The 16,780-nt window shown below is 71.1% G+C and carries 17 protein-coding genes; 9 read left to right on the forward strand and 8 right to left on the reverse strand.

Annotation, left to right across the window (positions count from 1 at the left end):
• Nucleotide 1: 1 nt before the first annotated feature.
• Complete coding sequence (locus AC5RUW_RS05135; RefSeq protein WP_494159711.1) at nucleotides 2–973, reverse strand: aldo/keto reductase; 972 nt, start codon at nucleotides 971–973, stop codon at nucleotides 2–4.
• 96 nt (nucleotides 974–1,069) lie between these two features.
• Entirely contained in the window at nucleotides 1,070–1,402 is a 333-nt protein-coding gene (locus AC5RUW_RS05140; RefSeq protein WP_494159712.1) for a hypothetical protein, read from the reverse strand.
• A gap of 260 nt (nucleotides 1,403–1,662) precedes the next feature.
• On the opposite strand from AC5RUW_RS05140, the gene AC5RUW_RS05145 reads away from it, so the two are divergent.
• From AC5RUW_RS05145 to AC5RUW_RS05165, 5 genes are all read left to right on the forward strand, one after another.
• A complete protein-coding gene (locus AC5RUW_RS05145; protein WP_494159713.1) occupies nucleotides 1,663–2,025 on the forward strand; it encodes a hypothetical protein in 363 nt (120 codons plus the stop codon).
• 60 nt (nucleotides 2,026–2,085) lie between these two features.
• Complete coding sequence (locus AC5RUW_RS05150; RefSeq protein ID WP_494159714.1) at nucleotides 2,086–2,826, forward strand: SOS response-associated peptidase; 741 nt, start codon at nucleotides 2,086–2,088, stop codon at nucleotides 2,824–2,826.
• 34 nt (nucleotides 2,827–2,860) lie between these two features.
• Nucleotides 2,861–3,658 (forward strand): thioesterase family protein, encoded by a 798-nt coding sequence (locus AC5RUW_RS05155; RefSeq protein ID WP_494159715.1) that lies wholly within the window; start codon nucleotides 2,861–2,863, stop codon nucleotides 3,656–3,658.
• 2 nt (nucleotides 3,659–3,660) lie between these two features.
• The gene (locus AC5RUW_RS05160; RefSeq protein ID WP_494159716.1) at nucleotides 3,661–4,431 is read left to right on the forward strand and encodes a lipoate--protein ligase family protein; all 771 of its coding nucleotides are present in this window, start codon (nucleotides 3,661–3,663) and stop codon (nucleotides 4,429–4,431) included.
• Between the two features lie 139 nt (nucleotides 4,432–4,570).
• Nucleotides 4,571–5,383 (forward strand): pullulanase X25 domain-containing protein, encoded by an 813-nt coding sequence (locus tag AC5RUW_RS05165; protein WP_494159717.1) that lies wholly within the window; start codon nucleotides 4,571–4,573, stop codon nucleotides 5,381–5,383.
• Nucleotides 5,384–5,447: 64 nt separating this feature from the next.
• Here AC5RUW_RS05165 and AC5RUW_RS05170 read toward each other — a convergent pair whose 3' ends face one another.
• The 4 genes from AC5RUW_RS05170 to AC5RUW_RS05185 all read right to left on the reverse strand — a co-directional run bounded on the left by AC5RUW_RS05170 (nucleotide 5,448) and on the right by AC5RUW_RS05185 (nucleotide 9,181).
• Nucleotides 5,448–6,899 carry a lipase maturation factor family protein gene (locus AC5RUW_RS05170; protein ID WP_494159718.1) on the reverse strand — a complete coding sequence of 484 codons (1,452 nt, stop codon included), beginning with the start codon at nucleotides 6,897–6,899 and terminating at the stop codon, nucleotides 5,448–5,450.
• Nucleotides 6,900–6,986: 87 nt separating this feature from the next.
• Nucleotides 6,987–7,631, reverse strand: coding sequence for an MBL fold metallo-hydrolase (locus AC5RUW_RS05175; RefSeq protein WP_494159719.1), 645 nt, complete (start codon nucleotides 7,629–7,631; stop codon nucleotides 6,987–6,989).
• The gene (locus tag AC5RUW_RS05180) at nucleotides 7,632–8,717 is read right to left on the reverse strand and encodes an S-(hydroxymethyl)mycothiol dehydrogenase (RefSeq protein WP_494159720.1); all 1,086 of its coding nucleotides are present in this window, start codon (nucleotides 8,715–8,717) and stop codon (nucleotides 7,632–7,634) included.
• Between the two features lie 191 nt (nucleotides 8,718–8,908).
• Nucleotides 8,909–9,181: a mycoredoxin gene (locus AC5RUW_RS05185; RefSeq protein ID WP_494159721.1), complete on the reverse strand. Its 273-nt coding sequence runs from the start codon at nucleotides 9,179–9,181 to the stop codon at nucleotides 8,909–8,911.
• A 219-nt stretch (nucleotides 9,182–9,400) separates the two neighbouring features.
• Between AC5RUW_RS05185 and AC5RUW_RS05190 the strand changes: the two genes are divergently transcribed.
• Nucleotides 9,401–10,180 carry an SOS response-associated peptidase gene (locus AC5RUW_RS05190; protein ID WP_494159722.1) on the forward strand — a complete coding sequence of 260 codons (780 nt, stop codon included), beginning with the start codon at nucleotides 9,401–9,403 and terminating at the stop codon, nucleotides 10,178–10,180.
• Here the strand turns inward: AC5RUW_RS05190 and AC5RUW_RS05195 are convergent.
• A complete protein-coding gene (locus AC5RUW_RS05195; RefSeq protein ID WP_494159723.1) occupies nucleotides 10,177–10,665 on the reverse strand; it encodes a VOC family protein in 489 nt (162 codons plus the stop codon). The two genes, AC5RUW_RS05190 and AC5RUW_RS05195, sit on opposite strands and share 4 nt — an antisense overlap.
• 181 nt (nucleotides 10,666–10,846) lie before the next feature.
• Between AC5RUW_RS05195 and AC5RUW_RS05200 the strand changes: the two genes are divergently transcribed.
• Together AC5RUW_RS05200 and AC5RUW_RS05205 are read left to right on the forward strand one after the other, a co-directional pair.
• Nucleotides 10,847–13,165, forward strand: a complete 2,319-nt coding sequence (locus tag AC5RUW_RS05200; protein WP_494159724.1) for an MMPL family transporter — start codon at nucleotides 10,847–10,849, stop codon at nucleotides 13,163–13,165.
• Nucleotides 13,166–13,170: 5 nt separating this feature from the next.
• Nucleotides 13,171–13,497: a chorismate mutase gene (locus tag AC5RUW_RS05205; RefSeq protein ID WP_494007156.1), complete on the forward strand. Its 327-nt coding sequence runs from the start codon at nucleotides 13,171–13,173 to the stop codon at nucleotides 13,495–13,497.
• A 13-nt stretch (nucleotides 13,498–13,510) separates the two neighbouring features.
• Here AC5RUW_RS05205 and AC5RUW_RS05210 read toward each other — a convergent pair whose 3' ends face one another.
• Nucleotides 13,511–14,845, reverse strand: coding sequence for a CoA transferase (locus tag AC5RUW_RS05210; RefSeq protein WP_494159725.1), 1,335 nt, complete (start codon nucleotides 14,843–14,845; stop codon nucleotides 13,511–13,513).
• Between the two features lie 208 nt (nucleotides 14,846–15,053).
• Between AC5RUW_RS05210 and AC5RUW_RS05215 the strand changes: the two genes are divergently transcribed.
• Entirely contained in the window at nucleotides 15,054–16,778 is a 1,725-nt protein-coding gene (locus AC5RUW_RS05215) for an MDR family MFS transporter (RefSeq protein ID WP_494159726.1), read from the forward strand.
• Nucleotides 16,779–16,780 lie beyond the last annotated feature (2 nt).

The following is a 16,780-nucleotide window of genomic DNA, read 5'->3' on the forward strand; positions in this document are numbered from 1 at the left end:
CCTACCAGGCGTAGTCCTGCGGAGCAGGCTTGTGGCCGGGGAAGATCTCGTCCAGCTGCTGCAGGGTCTTCTCATCCAGCTCGAGCTCCAGCACGGTCAGCTGGTCCCGGAGCTGCTCCAAGGTGCGCGGACCGACAATGGGAGCCGTGACCCCGGGGCGGTGCAGCAGCCAAGCCAGGCCGAGCAGGGCCGGTTCGAGGCCCAGATTCGCGGCGAGCTCCTCGTACCGGCGGATCTGGTCCTCGTGCTTCTTCAGCAGCTCCAGGGTGCGGCCCGAGGTGCGCCTGCCCTCCTGCTCGGTCTTGCGCAGGATCCCGCCGAGCAGCCCGCCCTGCAGGGGAGACCAGGGCAGCAGTCCCAGCCCGTAGTGCTGTGCGGCGGGCAGCACTTCCAGCTCCACCGCGCGGTTCAGGAGGTTGTAGATGCTCTGTTCGCTGATCAGGCCCAGGTAGTTCCGGCGCTTTGCCGCCTCCTGGGCCTGCGCAATGTTCCAGCCGGCGAAGTTGCTGGAGCCGTTGTAAATGACCTTGCCCTGCGCGACGGCGACCTCCATGGCCTGCCAGATTTCCTCCCACGGGGTCTGCAGGTCGATGTGATGGAACTGGTAGAGGTCGATGTGATCGGTCTGCAGCCGGCGCAGCGACGCGTCCAGGGCCTGCCGGATGTTCAGGGCCGAGAGGAAGGTCGCGTTGGGCCATTCGCGCATGCTGCCGTAGAGCTTGGTGGCGATCACCGTGTCCTCGCGCCGGCCGCCGCCCTTGGCGAACCAGCTGCCGATGATCTCCTCGGTGCGTCCCTTGTTCTCGCCCCAGCCATACACGTTCGCCGTGTCGAAGAAGTTGATCCCGGCCTCCCGGGCGGTGTCCATGATGGAGTGGGCATCCGCCTCGCTGGTTTCCGGGCCGAAGTTCATGGTGCCCAGGCACAGGCGGGAAACGGACAGGCCGGAACGGCCCAGGTGCGTGTACTGCATGCGGTGCTCCTTCGGAGGAGTGGAGTGGAGCCGGCAGCCCTGCCGGTCCGCCCATTCTGTCCGCTGCTGCCGGGGCTGGCCAGCGCCGGTTCCGAGTCAGCCCTCCGGGGAGCCGGACGCGGTGCGCCGGCCCAGTCCCTCCCTGGAGTTGCCGCCCCGACGGGTTACGGCCGAGGCCCAGACCCATGTCGTCCGGCGGATACCGGCATCAATCCAGGCAACCTGGACGGCACGCGCCGACCAGGCCGTGGCCGTCCCGGCGACCCGCTCCGCGCAGCCCGGGAACCGGATCCAGGCCCAGACCGGAAGGCCGGGGGCGGCGGTGCTGACCGGGTTGTGCTCGAAATCCAGCTCCTCCGCGGTCAGGCCGAGAGGTTCCGCGCGCCGGGCATAGCGGGCGGCGAGGCGCTCCACCGCTTCCTGGTCCATGACTTAAAAATAGAACATACTTTCGAATGCGACAGCCGCTCGACGGAGAACCAAGGAGGGCTGCCGCAGCGGTGTCCTGGTTCGCCGATCGGTGAGGTCCCGGCCGGCCGCTGACGAGCCGGCCGACCTGTGGCAGGATCGGACCGACGGCCGGAAACGGCGGGTAACGACCTGGGCCACCGCGCTGGCCGTGTTGGGCGCGTGTCTTTCCAAGTCATACCAGTGGCCCAGGTGGCCGTCCTTGACTTCGGGGGTGGGCGATGGCGACGAACCGGTACCTGCGGTGGGCCCTGGACGCGTTGCCCTCGCTCGCCGGCCTGGCGGTCCTGGCCTGGCTGCTGCTGGACGGTGCGGCCGGCCAGACGGGCGGGCTCACCGGTGCCTTCATGACCGGACTGGCCGCTGCCGTTGCGGTGGGCGTGCTGGTGCGCGTCTTCGGCCCCGCCCGCGGGCCGCGTCCCGTCCGTGACGCCCTGGCGCCCCTGGCCGGCGCCGCGGCGGCCTACAGCGAACTGCTCACCTCCCAGCGGCCCGGCAGCCCGCCCGAACCGGCCCCTTCCGCCGACACTGCCACGCCGTCCGGCCTTCCCGACGACACCCGCCCCGGCCCGGGGCTGCCCTGACGGCTGCCCTGACCCGCCGTCGTCGTCCTCCGCGGAACCGACCTGGGGCACAATGGGGGCATGTGCGGACGCTACGTGATGGCCAAGGCCACGGCGGACCTCGTGGCCGCCTTCGCCACCGAACAGACCATGGGCGCCGAGGTGCCCCCGTCCTGGAACGTGGCTCCCACCGATGAGGTGCGCATCGTTACCGAGCGGCTGCAGCCCGCCGATGACGATGCCGGGCAGGTGCCGGAGCGGGTGCCGGTCCGCCGGCTGGCCACCGCGAAGTGGGGCCTCATACCGTCCTGGGCCAAGGACCGGAAAATCGGCGCCAGGATGATCAACGCCCGGCGGGAAACCGTGCTGGAGAAGCCGGCGTTCCGCAAGGCCGCGGTAAAGCGTCGCGCCCTGGTCCCCGCGGACGGCTACTACGAGTGGGAAAAGGACGGCGGGCGGAAGATCCCCACCTACCTCTCCTCCCCGTCGGAGGATCCGCTGGCCTTCGCCGGGCTGTACGAGTTCTGGCCGGATCCGGCGCTGCCCGAGGACCACGAGCACAAGTGGCTGCTGAGCTTCACCATCATTACGACGGCAGCGACCGACGCCCTTGGACACATCCATGACCGGACTCCGCTGATCATTCCGCCGGACCTGTGGGGCGACTGGCTGAACCCCGGGCTGAGCGAACGCAGCGACGTCGCCGGCCTGCTGGAGGCGATTCCGGAACCGGAACTCACCCCGCGGACGGTCAGTGACCGGGTGAACTCCGTAAGGAACAACGGGCCGGACCTGATTGAGCCCGCCGCTCCGGTAGCGTAGGAGACCGGATTGCATCACAGCAGGGGGAGAACACGTGGCTGACGCCTACTACCGGCCGCTCGGCGAGGGCAGCTTTGAGTCCACCATCCACGCCCAAGGGGCCTGGAACCCGGACGAGCAGCACATGGCACCGGTCTCGGGCCTGCTGGCACATTGCCTCCAGCAATGCAGCCCGCGCCCGGACCTGCGGATCGCCAGGATCAGCTACGAGATCCTGGGCCTGATTCCCGGCGGCAGCTTCGACATCACGACCAAGGTGATCCGGCCCGGCCGGACCATTGAGCTGGTGGAGGCGGAAATGGTGGCCGACGGGCGCACCGCCGTCCGTGCCACCGCCTGGCGCCTGGCCACCCGCCCCACCGACGCCGTGGCGGCCGTCGAGGACGAGCCCATGCCCGGCCCCGAGCACGCCGGCGGGCACGAAGGCATGACGGAATGGCCCGGCGGATACATCGCCTCGCTGGAGCTGCGCGCCCTGCCGGGACTCCGTCCCGGCCGCGGCCGGGCCTGGCTGCGCACGCCGCACCCCCTGGTGGAGAACACCCCGGTCTCCGACCTGGCCCGCCTGATCGGCCTGGTGGACACCGCCAACGGCATCGCCACCCGGGTTCCTCCGGGCGGGGACAGCTGGATGTTCCCCAACGTCGACCTGCAGGTGCACCTGTACCGCCAGCCGGCCGGCGAATGGCTGGGCCTGGACACTCAGGTCACCTTCAGCGCCGACGGGATCGGCCTGACCTCCTCGGTGCTGCACGACCTCGACGGGCCCTTCGGCCGCAGCGAACAGATCCTCACCGTCCGCCCGCTCGGGGCAGCCGCCGGACAGGGATGAGCATGGAAGCACCCGCCGTCGTCCCCGCAGCAGCAGCCGCCGGCCGCCCCGCCCTGTCCCTGGCCCGCCAGGAACGCTCCCTCGGCGCGGAGGCGGACCTCGCCTTCGCCCTGGAGATGCTCGACGCCGCCCGGGCCGGCCGGATCGGCCCCACCCTGCGGATCTACCGGCCGGTGCCGACGGTGGCGCTGGGCCAGCGGGACGCGCGGCTGCCCGGGTTCGACGCCGCCGCCGCTGCCTGCCGGAACCTGGGGTTCGAGCCGCTGGTCCGCCGGGCCGGCGGCCGCGCCGCCGCCTATCACCAGGGCTGCCTGGTGGTGGACCATGTGGAGCCCGACGACGACGCGGTGGCCGGCTCGCGGCACCGCTTCACCGGGTTCGGGGACCTCTTCGCCGACGCCCTGCGCCGCTGCGGCGTGCCGGCGGCCGTGGGCGAGATACCGGGGGAGTATTGCCCCGGAGAGCATTCCGTGCACGGCACGGCGCTGGACCGCCGGCAGGTGAAGCTCGTGGGCACCGCGCAGCGCGTGGTTGCCGGAGCCTGGCTCTTCTCGTCGGTGATCGTCGTCCAGGACGCCGCGCCGCTGCGCGCCGTGCTCTCGGCGGCCTATGACGCGCTCGGCCTCGCCTGGCGCCAGGACACCGCCGGAGCGGCGGAGGACCTGGCCCCCGGCCTCGACGTCGACGGCGTGGAGGCCGAGCTGCTGAACGGCTATGCGGCCTCCCGGGAGCTGGTTCCCGCCGACTTCAGCGGGCTTGCGGCCTCGCTCTGAGCCGGTCCGGGCACGCACGGGCCCCCTGCCGCCCCGCGCCCCTTCGTCAGGACACGCCGCGCTGACGTGGTGCTGCCGCCCGCCGCCCTCGGCCGGTCAGTAGGCTTAGTACAAAGCTGAGCACCACGGAGGGAAGAACATGGCCAAGAACACCGTTGCGAACACCGCCCTGCGGCTGCGGGCCGTCCTGGAGATCCTTGCCCGGGAAGAACCCGCGGCTCCCACCAAGGTCAGCCGGGACGAGGTCCTGCAGGGAGCCCTGGCCCGGGTGCCGCTGCAGGACCGCGAGGCGGAGGTCCTCGCCAGCGGTGTCGCCCGCGGCGAGCGCGCCCTGACCACGGCCACCGCCAAGCTGGTTAAGGCCGGCTGGATCATCAAGCAGGGACGGGCGGGCTGGAGCATCACCGCGCAGGGACGGAAGGCGCTGGCCGAATTCCCCGAGACCGACCGCCTCATCGCCGCACTCGACGGCGCGCCCGCGGCAGGCGGCGGTGCCGACGTCGAACCGGTACGCCCGGACCCGGCGGCAGCCACGGAAGAGGTGCTGGAAGAGGCGGTGGCGGCCGCCGCGGGTGTCGCCGCCCCGGAGACGGGGGACGTGCACGGCGCCCATGCCGGGGCCTTCCCCCAGGAGCCGTCGTTCCCGCAGCCGAACTCCGTGGTCATTGCCGGCAGTTTCGGCGATGCCCTGGGTGGGGACTGGAACCCGGACGCTGAGCAGGGACGGCTGAGCTTCGACCGCAGCGACGAGCTCTGGAAGCTGACCGTGGACCTGCCGGCCGGCTGTTACCAGTTCAAGGTGGCGCTGGACGGCTCCTGGGCCGAGAACTACGGCCAGGGCGCCTTCCGCGACGGCGCGAACATCGAGCTACACCACGACGGCGGCCCGCTCACCTTCCTCTACGACCACGCCACCCATGCGGTGGTCACCAAGCCTGACACCTCCGGCTAGGCCGGCGCGCATCTGCGAGCCGGCCGACCCGACCGAGCCGGCAGGTGATCCGGTCCGGTGCTGCTCAGCGTCCGGACCCGGGCCGGGCCAGCGGGTCCACCAATGTGCCGGCCGGCTCGCGGACCCACCAGGCGCCGTCGCGCCGCCGCTCGGCGGGGGTGGTGTACCGGTAGCGGTACACCACGGCACGCACCGCCCGCGGCGGGCGGCCGTCGAACGGGTCGCTGCGCAGCAGCTTCAGCACCTTGGGGTCCGCCTCCAGCAGCCGGCGCAGCAGAGCCGGGAACCAGGAGCCGCCGGAGGCGCCCAGGGTCAGGAACCACATCAGCCAGTCAAGGCGCAGGTGGTACGGCGCGAACTGGCGCGGCATGCGCCGGGGATCTCCGGGCTTGCCGCGGAATTCGTACTCCTGCCACCGTGCCGCATCCCAGCGCCCGTCCGGGTCCGGCTCGTCCAGGGTGCCTTCGATGACGACCTCGTTGCGGCGCCGGGTGATGCTGCCGAACGCCCCGTAGGCGTTGGACAGGTGCCAGCGGTTGAAGCTGGCGTTCATCAGCTGGTTGCGGATGAACAGGTTCCGCAGCGGGCGGATACCCCACCAGAGCATCGCGGCGGTGGCCGCGAGCACCACGACCACAAACCACAGGGGCGTGGCCCCCGGTTCCGGGGACGCCGGCGCGAACCCCGGGACCACGGCGGCCACCGTGGAATCGCCCAGGGCGCTGAAGGCCAGGAGCATGGTCAGCCAGTTCAGCCACGCGAAGTTCCCGGACAGGACCAGCCAGCCCTGGGTGATGATGATGATCACCGCGGCGATGCCGGCCACCGGCTGCGGAAAGAAGAGGAAGAACGGCACCACCAGCTGGGTGACGTGGTTGCCTGCCACTTCCACCTTGTGCAGCGGTTTCGGCAGGTGGTGGAAGAACCAGCTGGCCGGGTTCGGCATCGGCTGGGTCTCGTGGTGGTAGTTCAGGGCGGTCAGGTCCCGCCACGCCGTGTCCCCGCGCATCTTGATCATCCCGGCGCCGAACTCGAGCCTGAACACCAGCCAGCGGAACAGGAAGATCACCGTGATCGGGGGAGCGACCTCGTTGGAGCCGAGGAACGCCGCCAGGAACCCGGCCTCCAGCAGCAGCGACTCCCATCCGAAGCCGTAAAACGTCTGGCCGATGTTCACGATCGACAGGTAGAGGCCGAACAGCAGCCCGAAGGCCAGCATCGGCACCCAGGGCGGCCCCTCCTGCGGCACCCCGGCCACCAGCAGGGCCGCGACGACGGCGCCCGTCCAGGCCACGAGGCGCAGGAACCGGTCGGAGTAGTGCCAGTGGAACAGGGTGGGAATGCGCCGGCCCTTGATCCGCTCAAGATAGCGTGGCGCCGGCAGCAGGCCGCGTTCGCCCAGCAGCGCCGGAAACTGCCGGGCAGCAGCGATGAACGCGATCAGATAGACCGCGGCGATGCCGCGCTGCAGCACCTGCCGGGCCAGCTCATATCCGTCCGCGCTGAAGAACTCCATGGCACCCCTACGATAACCGCAAAACGCCCCCGCTTCCGTCGAAAAAACCGACAGCAGCGGGGGCGTTCCAAGGTACGTCTACGAAGCCTAGTGCCCGCGGGCGATCCACTCGTCCAGGAACGGAGCTTCCGCGCCGATCGTCGTCGGATCCCCGTGGCCGGTGTTGACCACGGTTCCCGGCGGCAGGGACAGCAGCTTCGTCCGGATGGACTCGATGATGGTGCCGAAGTCGCTGTACGAGCGCCCGGTGGCGCCGGGGCCGCCGGCGAACAGGGTGTCGCCGGTGAAGACCACCGGGTGGCCCAGCTCCGGATCCCCGGTCAGCAGGAACGAGACCGAGCCGGGGGAGTGACCCGGTGTGTGCAGGGCGCGCAGCTGGGCCTTGCCCAGGGTGAACACGTCACCCTCGGCGATCTCGACGTCGGGTGCCCGGTCCGGGTACACCGCGTCCCACAGCATCCGGTCCTCCGGATGCAGGTGCAGCGGAGCGTCCAGCAGCTTGGCGGTTTCGGCGGCGGCGCGGATGTGGTCATCGTGCCCGTGCGTGAGCAGGATCCCCTTCACCTTGCGCCCGGCCACGGCGGCCACGACGGCGGCCGGATCGTGCGCCGGGTCAATCACCCACGCCTTGGTGTCGTTGCCGACGATCCAGACGTTGTTGTCGACGTCCCAGGTGCCGCCGTCCAGGCTGAACGTGCCGGAGGTGACGACCCGCTCAATGTTCAGTGCCATCTAGAGCTCCACCACCGAGCGCAGGACCAAGCCCCCGTGCATCTTCTCGAACGCGGCCTCGATGTCGCCCAGGCCGATCCGCTCAGTGACGAACGCGTCCAGGTCGAGCCGGCCCAGCTTGTACTGCTCGACCAGCATCGGGAAGTCACGCGACGGCAGGCAGTCGCCGTACCAGGAGGACTTCAGCGAGCCGCCGCGGCCGAAGACCTCGGCCAACGGCAGTTCAATCTTCATCTCCGGGGTAGGCACGCCCACCAGCACCACGCGGCCGGCCAGGTCGCGGGCGTAGAAGGCCTGCTCGTAGGTCTCGGGACGGCCGACGGCCTCGATGACGACGTCGGCGCCGAAGCCGTTCGTGGCGGCGCGGATGGCCTCCACCGGATCCTCCTCGCGGGAGTTCACCCCGTGGGTGGCGCCCATGGACTTGGCCATGTCCACTTTGGCGGGATCGATGTCGACGGCGATGATCGTCGTCGCGCCGGCCAGCTTGGCGCCCGCAACGGCGGCGATGCCCACGCCGCCGCAGCCGATCACGGCCACGGACTCGCCGCGCTTGACCTCGCCGGTATTGATGGCGGCGCCGATGCCGGCCATGACGCCGCAGCCGAGCAGGCCTACGGCGGCGGGATCGACGTCGTCGTCCACCTTGGTGCACTGGCCGGCGGCGACCAGCGTCTTCTCGGCGAACGCGCCGATGCCCAGGGCCGGGGTCAGCTCGGTGCCGTCCTCCAGGGTCATCTTCTGGGTGGCGTTGTGCGTGTTGAAGCAGTACTGCGGCTCGCCCTTGCGGCAGGCACGGCATTCGCCGCAGACGGCGCGCCAGTTCAGGACGACCCGGTCGCCGGGGGCGACCTCGGTGACGCCCTCGCCGACGGCGGAGACGACGCCGGTGGCTTCATGGCCCAGCAGGAAGGGGTAGTCGTTGTTGATGCCGCCCTGCTTGTAGTGCAGGTCGGTGTGGCAGACGCCGCAGGTGAGGATGTCGACCAGCGCCTCGCCGGGCCCGGGATCCGGAACCAGGATGGTTTCCAGCGAGACGGGGGCGTCCTTTTCCTTGACGACGACGGCTTGGACCTTGTGAACCATGGGGGTGTGCCTCCGGTGACGTTGGGTGCCGGCCGCCTTGAGCCAAGGGGCCTTGGTTCCATCCTAGGGACAGCACCGGGTCCGGACCGAATGCGGGCGGGCCGGGTGAAACAGGGCCCGCCCGCCCCGGAACGCCGGCGGCCCGCCGCATCCGTTGCGGACGCGGCGGGCCGCAGAGCGCGACGCCGGAGCTACAGGCCCAGGCGGGACTTCACCTCGGCGGCGGAGGGGTTGGTGGCCGCGGACCCGTCCGGGAAGATGACGGTGGGCACGGTCTGGTTTCCGCCGTTGACCGACTCCACCAGCTCGGCGGTGCCGGGGACCTCCTCGATGTTCACTTCGTTGTAGCCGATGCCGGCGGAATCCAGCTGGGACTTCAGCCGGCGGCAGTAGCCGCACCAGCTGGTCGAGAACATGGTGATGGTGCCGGCGGCGGGGGTGAACTCTTCAACGGTGGCCGTCATGGGAACTCCTTGGACTGGGGTGAACAACGTGGACTGTCTTGCCCGGTTCAACATTTTCACAGGCGCAGGCATTCCCGTACGGTCCCGCCTGCCCTCCACTCCTGCCCTCCACTCCTGCCCTCCGCTCCTGCCCTCCACTCTGAGCGCTGCCTCCGGTACGAAGCGGAGGAGCGGCGCCAAGTGGAGGGATTTTGCCCCAAGCGGAGGAAGAATGGAGGCATGTGCGGACGATACGTGATGACCCGCGCCGTCGGAGACCTGGTCGCGGAGGCCGAGGCGGAGGCGGACGACGCGCTGCAGCTGCGCGCCTCGTGGAACGTGGCACCGACGACGGACGTGCCGGTCGTCCTGGAGCGGCTGGTCGACGGCGCGGTGCGCCGCCAGGTGCATGTGGCCCGTTGGGGCCTGGTGCCGCGCTGGGCGGAGGATCCCGCCGTCGGAAACCGGGCCTTCAACGCCCGCACCGAAACCGTGCTGGAAAAGCCGACCTTCCGGGACGCGGTGCCGCAGCGGCGCTGCGCCGTGCCCGTGGAGGGCTACTACGAGTGGACGGCCGGGCCCGACGGCGGGCGGGTGCCGATGTTTGTCCGCCCGGAGCAGGGCGGGCTGATCTGGCTGGCGGGACTCTACGAGTGGTGGCGGGACCCGCAGCGCCCGGCGTCGGATCCCGGCCGGTGGCTGCTGAGCACCACCGTGCTCACCGTCGCCGCGCCGGAGCCTGACGACGCCGACCCGGCGCTCGCCGCCTTGGGCCAGCTGCATGACCGGTTGCCGCTGGCCTTGGGTCCCGGAATGCTGCGGTCCTGGCTCCATCCTGCCCGCCGGGACGCACCGGCCCTGGTGGCCGCCGCCCACGCGCAGGCCTTCACCCCGGCCGCCAGCTGGCGGCTTCGCCCCGCCAACCCCGCCGTCGGCAACGTGCGCAATGACGGACCGCAGATGCTGCAGCCCGGTCCGGAGGGCGCGCTGCCGCAGGCCGCGGGCGAGGCCCTGTTCTAGCGGAGCTCCAACGGAGCCGGTCCCGGGCTCTCGGCCGGCAGGTCCACGGGCGGCTCCGGAGCGGCGAGCAGCACGGTGCCGTCCGTGTCCACCGCCAGGCCCGGGTTCCAGCAGACCTCCCAGCGGAAGCCCTCCGGATCGGCGAAGTAGCCGGAGTAGCCGCCCCAGCTCATCTGCGTGCCCGGCGCGACGATCATTCCGCCGGCGGCTGCGGCCTCCGCCAGGATGGCGTCCACCTCCCGGGCGGAGCCGACGTTGTGGGCCAGGGTCACCGGTGCCGTTTCCGCCGGTCCCACCGCTCCGGCCTCGGCAGCCAGCTGGTCCGCCCGGAAGAACGCCAGCAGCAGCCCGTGGTTGATCTGGAAGAAGACCACTTCCTCCGGGACATACTGCACGGGCTTCCAGCCGAGGCGCCCGGCGTAGAACCCGTACGTCTGGTCGAGGTCCCGCACGCCGAGGGTGATCACTGAGACTTTGGCATCCACGCGCTGATCTTCCCACGCCGGGGCGGCATCGGGGCGGGTGAAGCGAATTGTTGCGGCGGGTTTTCCCGTCGGGTCCGCGCCGCCTCGGCGTGGACCGGTTGACGCAGCAGGCGGTAGGGGGCTCTGCTGGAAGCACGGCACCGCCATGACAGGACCACGGCCACGACAAGGGCGGCTCAGCATGACGGATTCCCCCTCCGCACCGCACGGCTCCGATCCAGCCCACGAAAATCCCCACGGCGCCCCGGCCCATCCGGCAGGTGCGACGGCGGCAAACACCGGCGGCGGTCCGCCGCCACCGGACTCCGGCGCGCGGCGCAGCCGGGTACCGCGGTGGCTGCGGATCCTGCTGCCGGCGCTGCTGATTGTGGCCTGGGTGGGCATCGGCGGGTTCGGCGGTCCCTACTTTGGCCGGATCAGCGAGGTCGCGGACAACGACCAGACCTCCTATCTGCCGGCCAGTTCACCGTCCACCCGGGTGGCGGACCTGCAGGAGAAGTTCACCGAGTCCAACGCGCTGCCGGCCGTCGTGGTGTTCGTGAACGACGGCGGCCTGACCGGTGCGGACCGCAGCTTCATCGAGGGCCGGGCCGGGGCGCTGGCGGAGGTTCCCGGCGTCGCCGAGGGCACCTCGCCGCCGCAGTTCTCCGAGGACGGCAAAGCCGCGGAACTCTTCGTCCCGGTCCAGGACACCGACGAGCTGAGCGCCGCCGTGGACGAGCTGCGCAGCACCGGCGGCGAGGGCATCCCCGAGGGCCTGGCCGTCTACGTCACCGGTCCGGCCGGGCAACTGGCCGACATCAGCGAGGCCTTCGGCGGGATCGACACCTCGCTGCTGCTGGTCGCGGTCATCGCGGTGCTCGTCATCCTGGTGGTGGTCTACCGCTCCCCGCTGCTGCCGTTCCTGGTGCTGCTGACCTCCATCTTCGCCCTGTCGGCGGCGATCCTGGTGGTCTACAACCTGGCCCGGGCCGGCGTCGTGACCCTCAACGGGCAGGTGCAGGGCATCCTGTTCATCCTTGGCATCGGCGCGGCCACCGACTATTCGCTGCTCTACGTGGCCCGGTACCGGGAGGCGCTGCGGGACCACCAGGACCGCTGGGGCGCCACCTGGGCGGCGCTGCGCGGCATCTTTGAGCCGGTGCTGGCGTCCGCCGGGACCGTGGTGGCGGGGCTGCTCTGTTTGCTGCTCAGCGACCTGAACTCCAACAAGGCGCTGGGCCCGGTGGCGGCGATCGGCATCGGCTTCGCGTTCCTGGCCGCCATGACGCTGCTGCCCGCGCTCCTGCTGGTCGCCGGCCGGGCCGCGTTCTGGCCGCGCCGGCCGATGTTCGGCTCCGCGCATCCGGAGCAGGACGGCGGGGGCCGGGGCTTCTGGCCCCGGGTGGCGCGCACGGTGGAGTTCCATCCCCGGCGGACCTGGGTGATCTGCGCCGGGGTGCTGCTGGCGGCCTGTTTCGGGCTGACCCAGCTGCGGGCCGAGGGCGTGCCGCAGAGCGACTTCGTCACCGGGCAGTCCGACGCCCGGGAAGGCCAGCAGATGCTCAGCGAGCATTTCCCCTCCGGCTCCGGGGCCCCCGTGCTGATCGCCGTGCCCGAGAATGAACTGCAGCGGGCCGCGGACACCGTGCTGGGCGCCTCCGGCGTCGACTCGCTCACCGTCGCCGCGTCGGGCGGCCCCTCCGGCCAGCTGCCGGTCACGCGCGACGGCGTCCAGCAGTCCCCGATTCCCGGCGCGCCGCCGTCCTCGCCCAAGGTAGTGGACGGCGTCGTGCTCCTGGAGGCGACCCTGAGCGAAGACGCCGAGTCCGACGCCGCGGAGCAGACCGTGAGGGACCTGCGTTCGGACCTGTCTCCGGTGCCGGGCGCCCTGGTCGGAGGGACGACGGCGACCACCATCGACACCAACGACGCCGCCATCCATGACCGGAACCTGATCATTCCGGTGGTGCTGCTGGTCATCTGGATCCTGCTGATGCTGCTGCTGCGCTCCATCCTGGCCCCGGCGCTGCTCATCGGCACCGTAATGCTGTCCTTCTTCGCGACCCTGGGCATCTCCGCCCTGGTGTTCGACTACGTGCTGGACTACCCGGGAGCGGATCCGGCGGTGCCGCTGTACGGGTTCATCTTCCTGGTGGCGCTGGGCGTGGACTACAACATCTTCCTGATGACCCGGGTGCGGGAGGAGTCCCTGCACCACGGCACCCGGGCCGGGGTGATCCGCGGCCTGATGATCACCGGCGGGGTCATCACCTCGGCCGGGATCGTGCTGGCGGCGACCTTCGCGGCGCTGGGCGTCATCCCCATCCTGTTCCTGGCCCAGATCGCGTTCATTGTGTCCTTCGGTGTTCTCCTGGACACGCTCGTGGTGCGCTCGCTGCTGGTTCCGGCCCTCTCCTACGACATCGGTCCGCCGATCTGGTGGCCCTCGAAGCTGGCCCGTTTCCGCCGCGAACCCGATGGTCCGCTGACGGGACCGAAAGCCGGTTCGGTACCCTGAATGTCATGGACACAGACCAAAGCCATCAGCTTGAAGACGTCCGGACCGCCATTGATGAGATCGACGAGGAGATTGTCGGACTGATGTGGCGCCGCCAGCGCCTGGTCCGCCTGGCCGGGGGACTGAAGGACAGCGACGACGCGGTCCGCGCTCCGCAGCGCACCGCGGAGGTGCTGGAGCACGTCTGCTCCGCGGCGGAAAGCCACGACGGAGACCGGACCGTCGTCGAGCGCACGTACCGGGCCATGCTCGACGCGTTCGTCGACTACGAGCTCAAGGTCCGCCGCGAAGACGAGGCGCAGGCCCGGCTCGACGCCTTCAGCCGCAGCTGACTGACCACTCCCTTCAACGCAGGCTGTCCCACTCCGGGGTGTCGCGCCCCAGCGGCCCGGCGGGAACCCGCCACGCCAGGACCGGTTCGGGAACGCCCGGCGGCGCCGTGAAGCGCAGCGGCGCCGGCAGCCGGCGGCCCGGGCCCAGGTCCGTCTGCTCCGGCACCGGCGTGCGGTCCAGCTCCACGGACGCCGCCGGATCCAGCTCCCAGTGGCCGACGGCGGCGCGCCGCAGCGCCGTCGCGGTACGGGCCAGGGACAACCGGCCCGCCGCTGTGCCGCCGGCCAGGCGCCGCCGCCACCCCTGCAGGGCCGCCGCCGCCGCCAGATAGCCGGTGGCATGGTCCAGCGCCTGCACCGGAAGCGGAACCGGCTTTTGCGCCGAGGCGGCGGCCATCCCGGCGTCGGCGATCCCCGCACTCATCTGCACCACGGAATCAAACCCGCGACGCCGCGCCCAGGGCCCGCTCCAGCCGTAGGCATTGAGGCCGATGTCCACGATGCCCGGACGCAGCTCCTGCAGCTGCCGCTGGGACAGGCCCAGGCGGGCCAGGGCTCCCGGTCGGTAGCCGTGGACCACGATGTCGGCCTGCGCGGCGAGGTCCCGGAGCCGGCCGCCGCCTGCCGTCGTGGCGGCGTCAAGCCGGGCAGTGCGCTTGCCCAGGGTCATTTCCGGCTCCAGCGCCGGTTCATTCCAACCCGGCGGATCAATCCGCAGCACGTCGGCACCCAGACCGGCGAGGAACCGGGTGGCGGCGGGGCCGGCGATCACCCGGGTCAGGTCCAGCACCCGCACGCCGGCCAGCGGCTGCTCCGGCGTTGCGGAGGACGCAGGCCGGCCGACGTCGGGCACGTCCTGTCCGACGCCCAGCCAGGTCACCAGCGGCTCCGCGGCCACCGCGGACCCCTGCGGATGGCGGTCCCACTCCGCGCCGGAGTGCATGGCCGCGGCGCTTCCGCCGGCGGACACCACGGCTGTCTCCAGCTGCCCGGCGTTCCAGCCGGCCACCTGGACGGACACCGCTTCCCGGGTGGCTTCGCTCTGCTGCCCTTCGTCCAGGCCGAGCACGGAGAGGGCTGCCCGGCGATGATGCGGCGCGTTGGTGTGCAGCCGGATCCACCCGTCGCGGGCCCGATAATCCCCGGCCACCGGGTCCCAGGGCGAGGGCAGCTGCCATCCCTCGGGGGCGAAGGACATCCCGAACCAGCCGTAGGCGAGGACCGGATCGACCTCGACCTCGATGTCCGTGCCGGTCATTGCGGCGACCAGGGCTGCGGCCGCCTGTCCGGCTGCCGCCACTGCCCGTGCAGCAAACTCCTCGACCGGGTAGGGGGAAAGGGCAGTCATGCAGCGAGGTTACCGCCGGTCCCGGCGCTGCCATAGCAGCAGAAGCAGCACCGGGCCGGTTGATGAACATGCGGTGGAGTCCGCACCCGGGGGAGGACCCAACCGGGCGGCGGGACGGCCGCCGTTTGCCCCGGGCCTTGACTGGCCCGGCGCGCAGCCGTGCCATGGAGATGACTGCGTCTGACTCCAACCCCCGCAGGAGGAGCGCATGGCCGAGCGGTTCACCGCCCACGGAACGAACGCCGCGCACCCGATAGCGGGCATGACCGGAGCCATGGGCGCTCCCGTCAGCACCGTCGCCCTCGCCGCCCACCCTCCGGCCGCCCCCGCCGCCGAGGAGCATGCTCCCGGCCGTGTCGCGGCCCGCGGCGCTTCGGCGGCAGGATACGGCGGGTCCGGGCGGCAGCCGGCCCCGCCGCACTCCCCTCCCCGCGTCGCCCTGGTCTTCACCGGATTGATGCTGGCCGTGCTCGTGGCCGCCCTGGACCAGACCATCGTGGCCACCGCGCTGCCCACCATCGTCGGGGACCTGCGCGGGCTGGACCACCTCTCCTGGGTCATCACCGCGTACCTGCTCACCTCCACCATCGGCCTGCCCATCTACGGCAAGCTCGGGGACCTGCTCGGCCGCAGGAACATCTTCATCTTCGCCATCGTGGTCTTCCTCGCCGGCTCGGCCCTCTCCGGGCAGTCCCACAGCATGGCCGAGCTGATCACCTACCGCGCCATCCAGGGCGTGGGCGGCGGCGGGCTGATCATCGGCGCGCAGGCCATCATCGGGGACATCGTTCCGGCCCGCGAGCGCGGCAGATACATGGGCCTGATCGGGGCGGCCTTCGGCATCGCCTCGGTCAGCGGGCCGCTGCTGGGCGGCTGGCTCACCGACTCCTGGTCCTGGCGGTGGGTGTTCTACATCAACCTGCCCATCGGGGCGGTGGCGCTCGCTGTTATCATCGGCGCCCTGCACCTGCCAAGGAGCAGTTCCAAGGGGATCCGCCTGGACTACGCCGGGGCCGCGCTGCTGGCGATCGGCAGCGCCGCCCTGGTGCTGCTGACCAGCTGGGGCGGCAACAACTACGCCTGGACCTCGCCGACCATTCTCGGCCTGGCCGCGGTCGCCGCCGTTGCCGTTGCCGTGTTCATCCCGGTGGAGCTGCGCGCATCGGAACCCATACTCCCGCTGCGCCTGTTCGGCATCCGGAACTTCCTGATCTGCACGCTGGTGGGCCTCGCCGTCGGCCTGGCCATGTTCGGGTCCATCGCCTACCTGCCCACCTTCCTGCAGATCGTCAATGAGGCAACGCCGACCATGTCCGGCCTGATGATGCTGCCCATGACCGCCGGGCTGCTGATCACCTCAATCGGCACGGGCCAGTTGATCTCCCGCACCGGCAGGTACAAGATCTGGCCGATCCTGGGTTCGGCCACCATGATCGCAGGCCTGGTGCTGCTGTCCCGGATCTCCAGCACGACGCCGTACCTGCTCACCGCCGTCGGCATGCTGGTGCTGGGCCTGGGCATCGGGGCGCTGATGCAGAACGTGGTGCTGATCGTGCAGAACAGCGTGCCGCCCGACGACATGGGCACCGGGGTGTCCACCGCCAACTATTTCCGGCAGATGGGCGGTTCGCTGGGGATCGCCGTGTTCGGGTCGCTGTTCATCCGGCGGCTCAACGACCAGCTGGCCTCGGCGCCCCCCGGTGCCGGGGACGCCGCCTCCGGGGGTGCGAACTCGATCAGCCCGGAATCCATCAGGGCGCTGCCGCCCGGCGCCCAGGAGTTCATCAAGGATGCCTTCGGTGAGGCGCTGCCGCCGATCTTCCTGCTGGGCGTACCGATCCTGGGCATGGCTTTTATCCTCACCCTGTTCATCGTCCAGAAACCCCTGTCCACAACGGCACGGGTCACCGTGGACGAAGACACCGGAAGCTGAGG

The organism is Arthrobacter sp. Y3222053 (assembly GCF_059092805.1).